Source organism: Methylopila jiangsuensis, from assembly GCF_027922305.1.
GTDB classification, from domain to species: domain Bacteria; phylum Pseudomonadota; class Alphaproteobacteria; order Rhizobiales; family Methylopilaceae; genus Methylopila; species Methylopila jiangsuensis.
On record NZ_BSFK01000016.1, the window covers coordinates 142444 to 157566 of the forward strand.

Sequence of the window (15123 nt, forward strand, 5' to 3'; positions counted from 1 at the left end):
CCCAGAACCTGGAGACGTGTGATGGCCCTCGCCCTGACCGATGTCGCCGCCTCTCCGCGCCTCGCGCCCAAGAAGTCCGTCGCCCTGTCCGGCGTCGTCGCCGGCCGCACCGCGCTGTCCAGCGTCGGCGGCGCCGAACTCCGCTACCGGGGCTACGACGTCGTGGATCTCGCCACCTCCTGCGCCTTCGAGGAGGTCGCCTACCTTCTGGTCTATGGCGACCTGCCCAGCGCCTCCGAACTCGCCGCCTACACGGCGCGGCTGAAGGCGTCGCGGGGGCTGCCGGACGCGGTGCGCCGCGCGCTCGAGGCGCTGCCCGCCTCCGCCCATCCCATGGACGTGCTGCGCAGCGGCGTGTCGGCGCTGGGCTGCGTGCTGCCGGAGCCGCCCCGCAGCCAGCCCCGCGGCGCCGCCGACGTGGCCGACAAGCTGATCGCCAGCATGGGCTCCATGCTGGCCTACTGGCGCCATTACGCCCATGGCGGCCGCCGCATCGAGGTGGAGACCGACGACGACAGCGTGGGCGGGCACCTGCTGCATCTCATGCGCCGCACGCCGCCCTCGGAGGCGGAGGTCGCGGCCATGCACGCCTCGTTCGTGATCTACGCCGAGCACGAGTTCAACGCCTCCACCTTCACCGCACGCTCGGTGGCGGGCACGGGCGCCGACCTGTACTCCTGCGTGGTGGCGGCCATCGGCGCGCTGAGCGGCGCCAAGCATGGCGGCGCCAACGAGCAGGCCTTCATCGAGATGTGCCGCTATGTGGACGAGGCCGAAGCCGAGGCCGCCGTGCGCGAACGCGTCGCCCGCAAGGAGGTGGTGATGGGCTTCGGCCATCCGGTCTATGTGTCGGGCGATCCGCGCAACCGGGTGATCAAGGCGGTCGCCGCCCGGCTGGTGGCCGAGGGCGCCCCCTCCCGCCTGTTCGACGTGGCCCAGCGCATCGAAAGCGTGATGGCCGACGCCAAGGGCATGTTCCCGAACGTCGACTGGTACAGCGCGCTGGTCTATCACCTGCTGGGCGTTCCCCAGTCGATGTTCACCGCCCTGTTCGCCATGGCGCGCACGGCCGGCTGGTGCGCCCATGTCATCGAGCAGCGCTCCGATGGCAAGATCATCCGCCCGACCGCCGAATACATCGGCCCGGAAGGGCGCGCGCTTCCGCCGATCGCGGCCCGCGCCGTCGCCCCCGAGGCGATCCGCGCCGCGTGACGGCCCGACCCGACGAGGACGCCATGACCGTGACCGCCCGCTCCCTGAAGCTCACCCACGCCGGCGCGCTGAAGGCGCTGGCGGCCGCGGCCGCCAAGGCGGAGGAGATCGGCGTGCCCCAGAACGTCTCCATCGTGGACGAGGGCGGCAACCTGCTCGCCTTCGTGCGCACCGACGGCGCCAGGCTGCTGTCGCGGGAGACCTCGCTGTCCAAGGCGATCTCCGCCGCCTCCCACCGCCAGCCCACCGGCCGGCTCGACGGCGCGGCCGAGATGAAGCTGGCGGTCGCCTCCGGCGGCCGGCTGACCAACCTGCCGGGCGGCCTGCCGATCGTGATCGACGGCGTCTGCGTCGGCGGCGTCGGGGTCGGCTCCGGCACGGGCGCGGAGGACGTGATCGTCGCCCGCGCCGCGCTCGCCGCCATCGGCGCCGACGACCAGACGCCCTGACGAGCGGGCCTTGCGGAGACCGCTGACGCGAGCGCTGCGGCGCCGTCGCGTCAGCGCCGTTTCCGGCCGCCGAGCAGCAGGCCGACCGCCGCGCCGATGGCGAAGCCGAAGGCGTGGGCGGCGAAGCTGACCTGGGGCACGATCAGGTCGAACGCGACCTGCGCCACAACGATGCCCGAGAGCAGGGTCAGCCCTCGCCGCGCTTCCGGCGCGCCCCGCGCCGCGTCCCGCAGCAGCAGGCCGCCGAAGGCGCCGACCACGCCGAAAATGGCGCCGGACGCGCCCACCAGCAGCGTCGGCTCGGCGGCGAAGGCGGTTTCCAGCGCCAGCACGCCGGCCATGGAGCCGAGGCCGGAGACCGCGTAGATGGCGATCATGCCGAGCCGGCCGGCGCGCGCCTCCACCATGCGGCCGAAGGCCAGCAGCCCCAGCATGTTGAGCGCGAGATGCAGGCCGCCGAAATGCAGGAACAGCGCGGTGAACAGCCGGCTCCATTCGCCGCCCTGAAGCACCGCTGGCGGCCACAGCGCGCCGAGCTCGTACAGCGTCTCCAGATCGGTCGGGCCGCCCCAGCCGCCGGTCCAGAGCTCCAGCCCGAACGCGGCGACATTGGCCGCGATCAGCGCCAGCGTGACGACCGGCCGGGGCGCGGGCGGCTCCGCGGCGGGCAGGCGCCCCTCCGCCTTCGCCTCCAGCACGGCGCGGGCCACATGGTCGATCACCCCGCGCCGCTCCGGCGACAGCGCCTGGGGCGAACCGAGCCCGTCGGCGCTCCCCACCCGAAGACGGCGCGCGATCAGCGCCTCGCGCTGCGGCCCCTCGGCGCCGGCCATGACCGCCTCCCGCGCCTCCCGGTTGGAGGGATCGCGCACGAGCGCGGCGGTCGCCAGCCAGAACCGCCGGGCGTTGGGGGTGAGCGCGGCGAAGGGCGCCGCATCGAGCAGCGCGGCCACGGCGTCGGCCCGGCCGCCGAAGGCGAGCAGCATCAGGTCCGAGGCGGGATCGACCGGCGCCGCCCGGTAGGCGTCGACCAGTTCGGCCAGCCGGCCCTGCTCGCCCAGCGCCCGAAGACGCACGCTGTCGCCGCCCGGCGGCATGGAGCCTGAGACCACGCCGCGCCAGTCGCCGGTCTGCCGGGCGAGTTCGGCGATGGCGCAGGCGCGCGAAGACGGCAGCAGGCCGGGCTCCGCGAGCGTCCGCCGCACCTCCGCAATCGCCGCGCCGTCGCCTGCGCGGACCCGCGCCAGAGCGGCCATCAGGCCCGGCTCGCGGCGCCAGCCGCCGAAGGGGTGCAGCAGCCGGACCACGGCCGCGAAGCGCCGCGCCCTGGCGTAGTCCTGCGCGGTCAGCGCACGGGCATGGGCGTTGGCCGCGAAGGACGGCGCCACCAGCAGCAGCCCCCAGGCCGCGGCGACCGCATAGACCGCGGCCTCCCACTCCAGCGCGACGGCGACGCCGACCGCGACCAGTGCCAGCGCCGCCTTCGCGACCCAGGCGGCGGCGCCGACGCCGAGCCTGCGGCTCGCCGGGATCACCTGCGCCAGAAACGCGACGCTCCACACCAGCATGATCGCCGGAAGAACGAGAAGAGGCTCCATCGGATCAGCGCGCGCTTAGGGACGACGCGGCGACCCGCGCCTGCTCGTCGACACGCGAAACGGCGGCGCAGTTGAAACGAAGGACCACGGCCCCGAACTCCCGGCGCAAACGTTCCGAAACGACCGCCGGAACCTCACCGCTCATCAGGTAAGCCGCGGCGCGCGCTTCGCAACCATCCGCCGCCGCCCGCCCCGCGCCGCCGCGTCCCACGCGGGCCCGAACCCCTTGGACCGTGGGACTACGCGCGGGGCGTTCCGGACTTTTCCGCCTGCTCCTTGGCGCGATGCTCGTCCGTGTCCTCGCCCTCGGGATTGGGGGCGTGGCTGTCGCCCTCCTTGCCGTGGGCGTCGTCGGTCAGCCAGTCGGTCAGCGCCAGGAACACGCCGGACAGCACGAACACCGCATGAACCACCGTCATCCAGTAGATGTCGCGGTCGCTGACCGCGCCGAGGTCCATGAAGGACTTCAGCAGCTGGATCGCCGAGATCGCCACGATGGAGGCGATCAGCTTCAGCTTCAGGCCCGAGAAGTCGATCTTGCCCATCCATTCGGGCCGCACGCTCTGGTCCTTCAGGTCCATGCGCGAGATGAAGTTCTCGTAGCCGGAGAAGATCACCAGCAGCACCAGATTGGCGGTCAGCGACAGGTCGATCAGCGACAGCGCGCCCAGGATGACCTGACTCTCGGTGGCGTGCAGCACGCCTTCCGCGAAATGAACGAGCTCCTGCAGGAACTTGATCAGAATGACCACCAGCCCGAGCACGAGGCCCACATAGAACGGCGCCATCAGCCAGCGGCTGGCGAACAAAGCGCGCTCGAGCGTGCGTGAGATCATGGTCAGCAATCCCCGGCCGCGAACCTGAGCGGCGAAACCGGCGGAGGCCATGGCACGGCGCCGGGACCGGGGCAAGTCCCGGCGCCAGGACACAGGACCGTGCGGCCGATCACGCTTTCGCGCGCGGCGGCAGGGGGCAGGCGACGCCAAGGCCGCGCACGCCGCAATAGCCGTCCGGGTTCCGGGCCAGATACTGCTGGTGATAGTCCTCGGCGAAATAGAACTCCGGCGCGTCGACGATCTCGGTGGTCACCGGGCCCAGGCCACGGGCGGAGAGCGCCTCGCCATAGGCGGCGCGGGCGGCCTCGGCCGTTTCACGCTGCGCGGCGTCCGCCGGATAGATCCCCGACCGGTACTGGGTGCCCACGTCGTTGCCCTGGCGCATGCCCTGGGTCGGGTCGTGGGTCTCGAAGAACAGCTTCAGCAGGGCCTCGTAGGAGGTCTTCGCCGGATCGAACGCCACCCGCACCACCTCGTTGTGGCCGGTGAGGCCGGTGCAGACCTCATGATAGGTGGGGTTCGGCGTCAGCCCGCCGGCGTAGCCGACGGCGGTGGAGATCACGCCCGGCGCGTTCCAGAACACCCGCTCCACGCCCCAGAAGCAGCCGAGGCCGAACAGGGCGAGTTCGGTTCCGTCCGGAAACGGCCCCTTCAGCGGGGTTCCGAACACCAGATGGGTGTCCGCCGTGGGCAGCGGGCTGCCGCGTCCCGGCAGGGCCGTGGCGGCGGAGGGCAGGTCGAGAGGCTTGCGGGCGAGGCCGAACATGCGGGTCTCCATCGGTTCGCGTTTCACGAAAAACGCCCCCGACCCGATCCCCCTCGGGCCTTCAGCGCGGTCGGTTCAGGGTGCGACGCCCACGCGCGGCCGCGGCCGCCGCCCGACGATCATCAGCAGCAGGCCGATCACGATCAGCGCCGCGCAGGCGGGCGTCGCCAGCGTCCAGGCGAAGGCCGGATCCGCGACGCCCGGCGAGCCAAGCCCCGCGATCGCGGTCTTCGCGCTTGCGAGCCCGTCCGCGGACGCCAGCGCCCAGGCCTGCTCGGTGGAGGTGAGGCGCAGCGCGCCGGCGGCGATCGAACGGGCGCCGTCCGCGACCAGCGCGACGAAGCCCGCCGCGAGCACCAGGAAGCCGAGCAGGCGGAACAGGAAGCGAATCATGAGGGTCGTCGGCCTCTCAAGGACGGCGGAAGGGCATGGCGCGCGGGCGAAAACCGCGTTCGCCGCCGAAAGATGGGCTCCCGGAGGCCATCCGGCAATGCGCAAAGCAGGTTATCGTGCGCTGATCCCCATCCCGCGCTTGTCACCGCCGTCGCGGCTTGATAATCCCTGCGGCCTCCGACGGAGGGGTGGCCGAGTGGTTGAAGGCGCACGCCTGGAAAGTGTGTATGCGGGCAACCGTATCGCGGGTTCGAATCCCGCCCCCTCCGCCACCGAGATCAGGGCCGCCAGTCAGCCCCCTCATTTTTCAGCAAATTGACTTGTTTGCGCCGCGGTGATGTTACCCGCAGCCGGCAGCGGCGGGCCGCTCGGAATACCCGCATCACCCTAACTCTCGCCGCGCTGCTGGCGCCCGCAAGCCCGGCCGTTGCGGAACAGGGTAATGACCGACCCGGAATTACCGTGATCGACGGCGACACTCTGCGTTCGGATGGCGAGCGCATCCGCCTGCGCTCGGAAGCCGGCCCGATCGACGCGCCAGAGCTGCGCCGGCCGCAGCCCATTCCTGTTCCCGAACGATCGGCACGTCTCGAAACCGATGTCGGAGAACGCGCTCGGCTACCTGCTCAACCGCGCCGGATACCACCGCCGGCACGTCCCGCACGGCTGGCGGACGGCCTTCAGCACCATCATGAACGAGCGCTTCCGTCCCGACCGGGAGGTGATCGACATGATGCTGAGCCACGGGCCGAAGGACGAGGTCGAAGCCTCCTATAACGGGCGCTGCACGCCGCCCGCCGGTGCGAGCTGGCGCAGCTCTGGGCAGACCTGCTGATGGTGGCCGCTGGAGGACGTCGTTCGCGGGCGAAGGAGCGGAAGGTGACCTTCGTCAAGCGCCTGCCCCGGCGCCGCCATGGCCCGATGAGCCCCGCGCGCGGGACGACTTCAGTGTTCCCGCCGGCGAGAAGGTACAGCTTTGGCTAACCATCAGCCGAAATAACTGAACCAAAATGCATTATGTTATCGATATTTGGGTCGAAACCCCACGATCTCGACTCTAGATCAGTAATCGCTCGATGAATTTATGCGAGCCGAGCGGCGCCCTTTGGCCCCCTCGCGAATAAGGACCAGAACCGACACCTAGAACCGTGGAGTTTCACATGCCCGCTTTAGACTTCCTCCTGAACGATGACGACGGCCTGATCCCCAATTTGCTCGGCGAACAGGGCGGACGCAGCGGAGTCGTTCACGGCGTCACCGAATTCCTGCTTACAGGATCTGTGCACGGCGGCGATTTCGTGGTGGAGCAGTTGTTAGACGGGCTTCAGACCGACGGGCTCAGCGCGCTGACCGGCTTTCTGGAAAACACACTCGAAGGTGGCGACGGAGACGGCGACCTGCTGGTCGAGGAGCTTGTCGACGACATCACCGGCGGCAAGCTTGACGCGCACGACCTCGGCAATCTCGGCGGCCTGCTGAACGACACGACGGATCTTCTGTTCGGCTGACGCGCCTCACCGTTCAGGAGCGTTACGGCTCGCCCGGCCCGTCCGGGCGGGCCTGCGCTCATTATGAGCGTCACCCCAAACCCCGCCACACCGGCCACGCGTGATCCGACCGCCGCGGGCAGGCGCGCCAGTTGCTCGCAGCTCGCCAAAAAAAGCCGCCGAAGTCGAGATGCAGGCGCTCGACCTGTTCCGGGCGCCTCACGCCGGCCGCTCCGGCTGCAGCCCGCGCCGGAAGCCCAGGGAGGCCGCGCGATCGGCCTCCGCGCGCGCCCGCTCGATCTCAGCGAGCTGGACCAGCAGCGCGCCGATCGCCGCTCGCGGATCGCCGTGAGCGCGGGCGATCAGGTCCTCGATCTCCGCCGCCTCCGCGGCCAGCCGCTCGTCAAGAAACAGATCATCGGCCGGCTCGGCGGCCTCCGCCAGTCGTGTCATGGTCCCGTCTCCCGGTCTGATTGGGATCATGGATTCCATGAGAACGAAAAAAGAACAGGCGTCATGAGGAAGGGCGGCTGCGGCCATTGGGCGATGATGAGCGGACCCGCGATGGCCCAGTTGGGGGGCCGTGCTTCTCGCCGCCGCGATCCATTGCAATTGAAATTGCATAAAGGCTATATGAATATAGATTATCAGATTGAAGAATGGTTTTGGATCTATGCCAATTTACACAAAAGACGAGGCGTTAAAGCAATTATTGGACAATGGCATGTCCTGCGCCAAATCGTTCAATGTTCCTGATTCGCTTCAGGTAGAACTACCTTGCAGGCTATCAGACTTAGCGAGCAAGCACCTCACTGTTGGCGCATTTTCGTATTTTGGACCTTATTGCGACATTCGCCGAGGTGAAATAGGCCGATACTGCTCTTTCGGGCGCCGTGTGCGCGGCGCTCAAGTTGAACACCCGACGGACTACGTCACTACCCATCCAATAGCGTATAACCCGCGCTCATTATTCATTAATAACCAGTTTTTTCAGATCGCTGTGCGGGAGCGTGAGGTCAAAAATAGACCGCGCCTTTACGTGGGCCATGACGTCTGGGTGGGTGATGGCGCTTTTATTCGCAGCGGCGTGACCATTGGCACGGGCGCGATTGTCGGCGCAAACTCTGTAGTTGTGCATGATGTGCCGCCATACGCTGTCGTAGCCGGATCTCCGGCTACAATAAAGAGAATGCGATTTGACGAACATACTGTTGAAAGGCTAATTTCGAGCCGTTGGTGGGAAAAGGATATTCGCATCCTAGCTGACGATATTGGTAATGTTTCCATGTTTTTGGATGCAATTGAAGCTCAGGACGTTCCAGAGTACGCGCATCCTAAAGCCATATGCAAGCGCGCTGGAAAAGACTCCTACGAATTAAAATTTTCTTAGTATTGTAGGCCTGACTATCATTCAGATACCAAAGTGGAAACTTACTGCGATGTCGCCGGCGCCCTGGCGCCCTGGCGCCGAGCGCCCGCCGCGTCGACGCGCCACGAGCCGCTCCTCCCGGCAGAGGCGGTAGACCTTCCTCAGGTTCATCCTCAATCCCTCCCGCCTCAGCAGGATCGCCAGCCGCCGGTAGCCGAACCGGCGGCGCTCATCGGCAAGCTCCCGCAGGCGCGTGCGGACGGCGGCATCGCCATCCGCCTCGCGCCGGCGCTGGAAGCTCGACCGATCCACTCCGATCAGCCTGCAGGCCCGGCGCTCCGAGTAGCCGTGATCGTCGATCACGCGCTTCACCGTCGCGAACCGCGCCGCAGGCGAGATCAGTTTTTCCCAGCAGATCCTTCAGCGCCGCATTGTCGAGCATCTGCTCGGCCAGAAGCTTCTTCAGCCGCCGGTTCTCCTCCTCGAGCGTGCGCAGCCGCGCCGTCTCGGAGGCCGTCATGCCGCCGTACCGAGCCTTCCCCTTGTAGAGCGTGGCGTCCGAGATCCCGTGCTTGCGGCGCACGTCGGCGGTCTTCATCCCCGCCTCGTGCTCCTTCAGCACCGAGATGACCTGCTCCTCGGTGAAACGGCTCCGCCGCATGATCCTTCTCCTGATCGAAGGACCCAACTTATCCGTGGCGGGAACTCAGGGGAGCACGTCACGTCCCACGGCGTTCAGCTTTAAAGCGTAGTCTGTAATCGCCCGTCAGCAGCGCTGCCTATCGAACTGCGCCGTCGAAATTTTCTCGTGCGGTCTCGACCCTGTCGAGGTTTTGCTCGGCCCATATCCACACGCTGCAGAACGCCGCACCCAAGCTTTTTCCAAGATCTGTCAGGCGATAGTCGACCCTTGGCGGAACCACCGCATGCACGGTGCGGGTCAACATGCCATCGCGTTCCATCTGCCTGAGGGTCTGTGTCAGCATCTTCTGGCTGATGCCGGGCACATTTCGCGCGAGCTGGGTGAAGCGCAACTCCTCATGATCGTTCAGGACTTCGAGAACGATCATTGTCCATTTATCGGCCACGCGTCCGATCAGGTCGTTCACCAATGCCTCGACCTTCGGATCGGTTTCTCCGTCAACGTCCCCGCCGGCGTTGTGGGTTGCGGCCTGAACGGTCTGAGGGCTGCGCATTTTCCAATACTCTCTTTTCGGTAAGTATAAATCTTTTGAGCGCCTACTTTCTATCACGCCTGCGCCGGCCCAGTTGAGACCCATAACAAATTATGGAGCTCCCGATGAAACTCTCCGGCAACGCCATCCTCATCACCGGCGGCGGCTCCGGCATCGGCGCGGCGCTTGCGCAGCGCTTCCACGATCTGGGCAACACCATCATCGTCGCCGGCCGGCGGCAGGACGCGCTGGATCGCACCTGCGAAGGGCGGGCGAACATGCATGCTCTCAGGCTCGACATCGAAAGCGCGGCGGCAATCGACCAATTCGCCAAAGATATCGTCGCCAGATTTCCGGCGCTGAACATCGTGATCAACAATGCCGGCATCATGCGTTCGGAGCGTCTGGAAACTCGCCGTGACCTTGCCGACGCCGAGGCGACAATCACCACCAATCTGCTTGGCCCGATCCGGATGACCAACGCGCTGATTGATCACCTCGTCGCCCGGCCCGATGCGGCGATCGTAAATGTCAGTTCCGGTCTGGCTTTCGTGCCGCTGTACACCAGCCCCACCTATAACGCGACCAAGGCCGCGATCCATTCTTACAGCCTCTCGCTGCGCGAGGCCCTGAAGGGCGAGGTTGAGGTCATTGAGCTTGCGCCGCCCGCCGTGCAGACAGGTTTGACGCCCGGACAGGAAACCCGCGCGGGCTACCAGCCGCTCGGTGAGTTCATTGACGAGGTGATGGCCCTGTTTGCCCAGCAGCCGACGCCAGCAGAAATCATCGTCACCCGCGCCCGTTTCCAGCGTTTCGCCGAGGCGGAAGGGCGTTTCGATGCGACCATCGCGACGCTCAGCGACATGGCCCGCAAAGCGCGCGGCGATTAATCTGAACAACGCCTTGGCGGCTCAACATTGGGTCGACCAATTCAGTCGTGATTATGGAGGGCTATGGCGTAGACGTAGCGCTCCGTTTCATCCTCTCCGGCCCGCCACCGAGATCAGGGCCGCCATATCGGCCCATCATTTTTGAGCAAATGGGCTCATGGGCGCAGCGGCGATGTCACCTGTTGTTGCCCGGGTCCGGACGCCGTTGGGCCGTTCGGAGTTCTCGCCGCCATCTTGGGCTCCGGCGGATAAGTCAATGTCACTCGCGCATGCCGCCGAAGCAGGATCGGGTCGCCGGCCATCAACGAGCCGCCGCGCTGGTCGATCGACGCCCGGTCAGGTGCGCGGCAGCACGCCCAGCAGCATCGAGGTGAACGAGGCCCGCAGCGCATCGCGCAGGTCCATGTGAAGCGCGCCAAGAGCGGGCTCGTCCGCATAGGCGGCGAGGAGGCTGGGCGGCGGCGGGGCGTAGGCCGACAGGGCGCCCGCCGACAGGAGGCTCATCAGGCAGAACAGTTGGGCGCCGTCGCCAAGTTCCGGCACATGCTGTCGCATGAGTTCAGTCATGTTCGCGAGCCGGTCGAGCGAGGACCGCTTGCACCGCTTTATCGTCTCGATCGAGACATTGCGCTCCAGGACGCCGCCCTGCGCGCCGAAGAGGTCGCATAGCGCCGGTCGGCGCGCCAGCGAGCGGCTGAGGATCTCCGCTAGTTCAGCGGTTCGTTGATCCGGCGTCGCCCGCGCGTCGATGCCGTCGGCCAGTTCGGCCGCCAGATCGGCAAGCCAGCGTCCAAGAAAGTCGTCCAGCAGTTCGAGCAGCACGGCCTCGCGCGATTCGAAATAGCGCAGGACGTTCGACTTGGCCAAGCCGACCCGCCGGCTGAGCTCGTTGAGACTGACCTCGGCCAAAGGCATCTCGCCGAGCATCGCAGCCGCCGTATCCAGGATCGCCCTGCGCCGGGCCTCACGTTGCTCCTCGTTTCGCGCACGCTGAAAAGTCACGCTCTCGCTCCCGCTAAAGACCAATGGTCTCTTGACGTAAGACCGCCGGTCTCTAATGTGCAGCATTACAGACCGATGGTTCTATAGGGGCGTTCCGTGAGTGGCAATTGGACCGAGCACAGCATCCCCGACCAGCGCGGACGGATCGCGATCGTCACCGGCGGCAACACCGGGCTGGGTTTTGAGACGGCGCGGATGCTTGCCGCGCATGGAGCGAAAGTGGTTCTGGCGGTCCGCGACGTGGCGAAGGGCGCGCAGGCGGCGGCCCGCATCGCCGGCGAGGTCGCCGTCCAGGCGCTCGACCTGGCCTCGCTCAATTCGATCCGCTCGGCGGCGGCCGACCTGCGGGCCGCCTATCCGCGCATCGATCTTCTGATCAACAACGCCGGGGTGATGTACACGCCGAGGCAGACCACCTCGGACGGTTTCGAACTGCAGTTCGGCGTCAACCACCTCGGCCACTTCGCGCTGACGGGTCTCCTGCTCGACGGCCTTCTCCCGGTTCCCGGCTCCCGCGTCGTGACGGTCAGCAGCACCGGCCACCGCATTCAGGCCGCCATCCATTTCGACGACCTGCAGGGGCAGCGTTCGTACAGCCGCGCTGGCGCCTACGGCCAGTCCAAACTGGCCAACCTGATGTTCACCTATGAACTTCAGCGCCGCCTCGCCCGGCATGGCGCGACGGTCGCGGTGGCGGCCCATCCCGGTGTGTCCAACACTGAACTGATCCGAAACCTGCCGTCCGCGTTTCGTGGTCCCATAAGCTGGCTTGCGCCATTGCTGACCCAAAAGCCTGAAATGGGCGCCTTGCCGACGCTGCGCGCCGCCACCGATCCGGCGGTTCTCGGCGGGCAATATTACGGCCCCGGCGGGTGGGGTGAAGTGCGCGGATATCCAAAACTGGTCACCTCCAGCGCCGACTCCTACGACCTTGCCGTGCAGCGGCGACTGTGGACCGTCTCCGAGGAACTCACCGGCGTGATGTTTCCGGTGAGGTGAGGCGGCGCGCCATGTGTGAAGAGGATAGATGTCGCGCGGGCGTCCGCCGAATAGGCTCCCATCGTAATTAACGAACCCATTCCAATCCCACTTCGTGGAACGAAAATAAATAAGGCTTATCCCGTTGATTAAGGTTGGCCTATATGTTGATATGTACTATAATAAATACGTACCCTGATTAGGGGCAAAGCCTATAAATGTCGTCTCTTTTTTTTAAAGGATGATTGGGAAAACAAAAAAAGCGGGGATCGCCTTAAGCGATCCCCGCCCGAGCTACAGTAAAATTAAGACGGCTACCAAGAGTGTGTTTAGTACTTTGGCGACGTCAAGTTTCACTGTAACATCGACACGGATGCTTGTCCGATTCATGGACATGACCTCCGGGTCAGGCGCGCCTCGACCCAAAAGGTTGAGGTTACGGCCCCCATCGAACGGTTTTGCCGCCGTTCATGGGTGCATCGGCCCGCTTCCGGTGTTCATGACCACCGTTAGCGGTCCCACGTGCTTCCCTCTAGAAGCCGCAGTGACTCCGTCACCGTGGCTTCGTGTGAACACAGTTCAATCGAGGCCGTGGGTTGCCGCTGAGTCCCTGCGAGAAGCGCGATGAAGCTTATCGGCTCTCGCAGGGGCGACAGTGGCTCAATGCCCTAAGGCTGCTGCCGAGGCAATGGGTTTTTGTAAGCTTCCCTCAACGCCTTCAACGACATCGGCCCCACCGCCATCCCGATCCCAAGCAGGACGTCGAACGCCTCGGCGTAACGGCGTCGGAAGTTCCAGCGGAACGCGAACTCGTCAAGATAGGCTTGCAGGTAGCAGCGGCGTAAACCGTGATAGACGCCCATGCCCCAGCGCTTGAGGTTCGAAAACACGCGGTGAATCCAGGGCATGAAGACGTGCGCGGGCATCATGCCAATGACCCGCTCCTTGTGCTCCCGGTCCTTCAGCCCGCGATAGCCGGTGTTGCCATCCGTTGAGATGGTCGATTTTGGAACGGTAACGCTCTCCACGAAGGCGCGCAGCGTCGCGCCCTGGAAATCGCTGGCGGCTTTCAGGCGAATGCGTCCCGGACCCTTGCCGCCATCCTTGAGTTCGACCGCGCCAAGGACGATCAGCTTGCCGACCGGGCTTCGCCCTTGCGTCCCGAAGCGTCGGGAGTCGCTCTTGGCGTGATAGGGCATGGACGACTCGTCCACCTCCACGACGCCTTCCAGCGCGCCGCGATCGGGATCGACCATGGCCTTGCGCAGGCGATGCAGTAGGAACCACGCGGTCTTGTATGAACCGATCCCGAGCTTGGCCTGAAGCTGGAGCGCTGAGATGCCGTTGGAATGCGTCGCCACAAGGTGTGCGGCGAGGAACCACGTTCGCAGCGGCAGATGCGTACGGTGCATGATGGTGCCCGCCGTAGCGGACGTCTGCTTGCCGCAGCCAGCGCACTCATAGGTCCACGGCTTCGTGGCGAGCCGCCATCCCTTGACGCAAGCGCATGCAGGGCAGCGGAAGCCATCAGGCCAGCGCTTCCGGATCAGATGCTCGGCGCAAGCCGCGTCATCCGGGAACAGAGCCATAAAGGCTTGTAGTGAAATGGGACGATCATGGGTCCAGCGCGCGCTCATGCCGGCTCACGAGCAAATGCCGCGCCATTTCATCCACTGTCAGAAAGTAAATGTAAGGGAGATACTTTTAGGACAGAGGCGATCTTTTCAACCACATCGAGAGTCGGATTCTTCGAACCACGCTCGATGCCGCCAACGTAGCTGTAAGCCAAGCCGACCTCGTGCGCCAGGCCTTCCAAGGTCATGCCCTTGTCGAGGCGGGCTTTCCGCACGTTCTTACCGAAGGTCTCAGCCAAGCGCATGCGCGCATGACGCAAGCGATCGTTAACCCGTTCCAGTCACTATAGTGACCGTCGCCGCTCTCGCGACGCGGTGGAGAATTGTGATGCTGACGACTCTGTCCGTTTTTGTCCTTTGCAGTGTGACCGGCGTCACTGTCGCCGTAGCCCTATGGCTTTATCGACTGGTCACTGAGCTTCGAAATGAGGTTCAAAATCTACGCTTCGAACTTCAACGCGTTCGCTTGGTTACGACAAAACAGGACAGACACCACATCTAGGGGGACCTGAGCCAAGGGGATAAGCCTTAAATAAATAGCGCATTGACCCAAATTGGCGGGTCATGATCCTGTATGTATTTGAAGTATGCGCTTATCCAGCCAGATGAGGTTGGGGGCATTGCTTCGGACTGATCCTGCGATGGCGAGAAAATGGTCGGGCGTTGGGCGGAAACGCCAGAAACGCCATCGCGCCGGATCGTCGGGACATCTTTCGCTGAAGCGGATGGAGGGCGACGGGCCTGACACCTCGAAAGCGAAGCTGTCGAGGTCGAGCGAGAACCCAAGGCCGCGAGCCTTGATGTAGGCCTCCTTCAACGTCCAGAGCGCAAAGAACAGGTCCCGCCGTTCCGCCTCGTCTGGCCCAGCCGAGAAGGCCGCCAGTTCGTGCCCCGAGAACACGGAGCGGGCGAGGCCTTCCAGGTCCTTGGCGCGCCTCATGCTCTCGACGTCCACGCCGATCAGCGGATCGGCGGCGACGGCGACGGCGACCAGACCGTCCGTGTGGCTGAGATTGAAATGAAGCCCCAGGCCGGCCGTCGTCTCCACATGCGGCCGGCCGAACGCGTTCGCGCCGAAGGTCCAGTCCTCGGGTAGGACATCCGCATAGCGCGACAGGGTCAGGCGCAGCAGGGCGTGGGCGGCCAGATACTGCAGCCGCGCGCCGGACGCCACGAAACGGTCGCAACGCCCTCGTTCCTCCTCGCTCAGGAGCGCGAGGCAGGATCGCTCCTGCGCCGCGTCGAGATCGTCGGGCCGGGCGAGCCAGACGTCGATCCGTCCCGGCGGAAGCGTCAGGCGTTCCATGAACCGCAGGGCCGCCTGCGCTGCTTCT

The 15123-nt window shown here is 65.7% G+C and carries 19 protein-coding genes and 1 tRNA gene; 8 read left to right on the plus strand and 12 right to left on the minus strand.

Features of this window, described 5'->3' with window-relative positions:
- Window positions 1–21 precede the first annotated feature (21 nt).
- Together prpC and PKE85_RS13470 are read left to right on the plus strand one after the other, a co-directional pair.
- Window positions 22–1212, plus strand: coding sequence for a bifunctional 2-methylcitrate synthase/citrate synthase (gene prpC / locus PKE85_RS13465; RefSeq protein ID WP_271205281.1), 1191 nt, complete (start codon window positions 22–24; stop codon window positions 1210–1212).
- 23 nt (window positions 1213–1235) lie between these two features.
- Window positions 1236–1661, plus strand: a complete 426-nt coding sequence (locus PKE85_RS13470) for a GlcG/HbpS family heme-binding protein (protein WP_271206064.1) — start codon at window positions 1236–1238, stop codon at window positions 1659–1661.
- A gap of 50 nt (window positions 1662–1711) precedes the next feature.
- Here PKE85_RS13470 and PKE85_RS13475 read toward each other — a convergent pair whose 3' ends face one another.
- The 4 genes from PKE85_RS13475 to PKE85_RS13490 all read right to left on the minus strand — a co-directional run bounded on the left by PKE85_RS13475 (window position 1712) and on the right by PKE85_RS13490 (window position 5254).
- Window positions 1712–3259: a rhomboid family intramembrane serine protease gene (locus tag PKE85_RS13475; RefSeq protein WP_271205282.1), complete on the minus strand. Its 1548-nt coding sequence runs from the start codon at window positions 3257–3259 to the stop codon at window positions 1712–1714.
- Between the two features lie 239 nt (window positions 3260–3498).
- Entirely contained in the window at window positions 3499–4095 is a 597-nt protein-coding gene (locus PKE85_RS13480) for a TIGR00645 family protein (RefSeq protein WP_271205283.1), read from the minus strand.
- A 109-nt stretch (window positions 4096–4204) separates the two neighbouring features.
- Window positions 4205–4861, minus strand: a complete 657-nt coding sequence (gene msrA / locus PKE85_RS13485) for a peptide-methionine (S)-S-oxide reductase MsrA (RefSeq protein WP_271206065.1) — start codon at window positions 4859–4861, stop codon at window positions 4205–4207.
- 75 nt (window positions 4862–4936) lie between these two features.
- A complete protein-coding gene (locus PKE85_RS13490) occupies window positions 4937–5254 on the minus strand; it encodes a hypothetical protein (RefSeq protein WP_271205284.1) in 318 nt (105 codons plus the stop codon).
- Window positions 5255–5436: 182 nt separating this feature from the next.
- Between PKE85_RS13490 and PKE85_RS13495 the strand changes: the two genes are divergently transcribed.
- From PKE85_RS13495 to PKE85_RS13505, 3 genes are all read left to right on the plus strand, one after another.
- Window positions 5437–5526 (plus strand) — tRNA-Ser (locus PKE85_RS13495).
- Window positions 5527–5744: 218 nt separating this feature from the next.
- Window positions 5745–6089, plus strand: coding sequence for a hypothetical protein (locus tag PKE85_RS13500; RefSeq protein WP_271205285.1), 345 nt, complete (start codon window positions 5745–5747; stop codon window positions 6087–6089).
- Between the two features lie 325 nt (window positions 6090–6414).
- Entirely contained in the window at window positions 6415–6762 is a 348-nt protein-coding gene (locus PKE85_RS13505) for a hypothetical protein (RefSeq protein WP_271205286.1), read from the plus strand.
- A gap of 198 nt (window positions 6763–6960) precedes the next feature.
- Here the strand turns inward: PKE85_RS13505 and PKE85_RS13510 are convergent, their stop codons facing one another.
- Window positions 6961–7194, minus strand: a complete 234-nt coding sequence (locus PKE85_RS13510; protein WP_271205287.1) for a hypothetical protein — start codon at window positions 7192–7194, stop codon at window positions 6961–6963.
- Between the two features lie 220 nt (window positions 7195–7414).
- Here PKE85_RS13510 and PKE85_RS13515 point away from each other — a divergent pair, with 220 nt between their 5' ends.
- A complete protein-coding gene (locus PKE85_RS13515; RefSeq protein ID WP_271205288.1) occupies window positions 7415–8131 on the plus strand; it encodes a CatB-related O-acetyltransferase in 717 nt (238 codons plus the stop codon).
- Window positions 8132–8152: 21 nt separating this feature from the next.
- Here the strand turns inward: PKE85_RS13515 and PKE85_RS17710 are convergent, their stop codons facing one another.
- From PKE85_RS17710 to PKE85_RS13525, 3 genes are all read right to left on the minus strand, one after another.
- Entirely contained in the window at window positions 8153–8422 is a 270-nt protein-coding gene (locus tag PKE85_RS17710) for an IS3 family transposase (protein ID WP_428981354.1), read from the minus strand.
- Window positions 8340–8771, minus strand: a complete 432-nt coding sequence (locus tag PKE85_RS13520; RefSeq protein WP_271205289.1) for a transposase — start codon at window positions 8769–8771, stop codon at window positions 8340–8342. The genes PKE85_RS17710 and PKE85_RS13520 overlap by 83 nt, the downstream gene beginning before the upstream one ends.
- A 118-nt stretch (window positions 8772–8889) precedes the next feature.
- Window positions 8890–9306 (minus strand): winged helix-turn-helix transcriptional regulator, encoded by a 417-nt coding sequence (locus PKE85_RS13525; protein ID WP_271205290.1) that lies wholly within the window; start codon window positions 9304–9306, stop codon window positions 8890–8892.
- A 104-nt stretch (window positions 9307–9410) separates the two neighbouring features.
- Here PKE85_RS13525 and PKE85_RS13530 point away from each other — a divergent pair, with 104 nt between their 5' ends.
- On the plus strand, window positions 9411–10175 hold the full coding sequence (locus PKE85_RS13530; RefSeq protein WP_271205291.1) for an SDR family oxidoreductase: 765 nt from the start codon (window positions 9411–9413) through the stop codon (window positions 10173–10175).
- Window positions 10176–10511: 336 nt separating this feature from the next.
- On the opposite strand, the gene PKE85_RS13535 is transcribed toward PKE85_RS13530, so the two are convergent.
- The gene (locus PKE85_RS13535; RefSeq protein ID WP_271205292.1) at window positions 10512–11177 is read right to left on the minus strand and encodes a TetR/AcrR family transcriptional regulator; all 666 of its coding nucleotides are present in this window, start codon (window positions 11175–11177) and stop codon (window positions 10512–10514) included.
- Between the two features lie 96 nt (window positions 11178–11273).
- Here PKE85_RS13535 and PKE85_RS13540 point away from each other — a divergent pair, with 96 nt between their 5' ends.
- The gene (locus tag PKE85_RS13540) at window positions 11274–12176 is read left to right on the plus strand and encodes an SDR family NAD(P)-dependent oxidoreductase (protein ID WP_271205293.1); all 903 of its coding nucleotides are present in this window, start codon (window positions 11274–11276) and stop codon (window positions 12174–12176) included.
- A 647-nt stretch (window positions 12177–12823) separates the two neighbouring features.
- Here the strand turns inward: PKE85_RS13540 and PKE85_RS13545 are convergent.
- From PKE85_RS13545 to PKE85_RS13555, 3 genes are all read right to left on the minus strand, one after another.
- Window positions 12824–13792 (minus strand): IS1595 family transposase, encoded by a 969-nt coding sequence (locus PKE85_RS13545; RefSeq protein ID WP_271205294.1) that lies wholly within the window; start codon window positions 13790–13792, stop codon window positions 12824–12826.
- Between the two features lie 29 nt (window positions 13793–13821).
- A complete protein-coding gene (locus tag PKE85_RS13550; protein ID WP_346433353.1) occupies window positions 13822–14028 on the minus strand; it encodes a helix-turn-helix domain-containing protein in 207 nt (68 codons plus the stop codon).
- A gap of 323 nt (window positions 14029–14351) precedes the next feature.
- Entirely contained in the window at window positions 14352–15095 is a 744-nt protein-coding gene (locus PKE85_RS13555; protein ID WP_271205296.1) for a 4'-phosphopantetheinyl transferase family protein, read from the minus strand.
- Window positions 15096–15123: the final 28 nt, after the last annotated feature.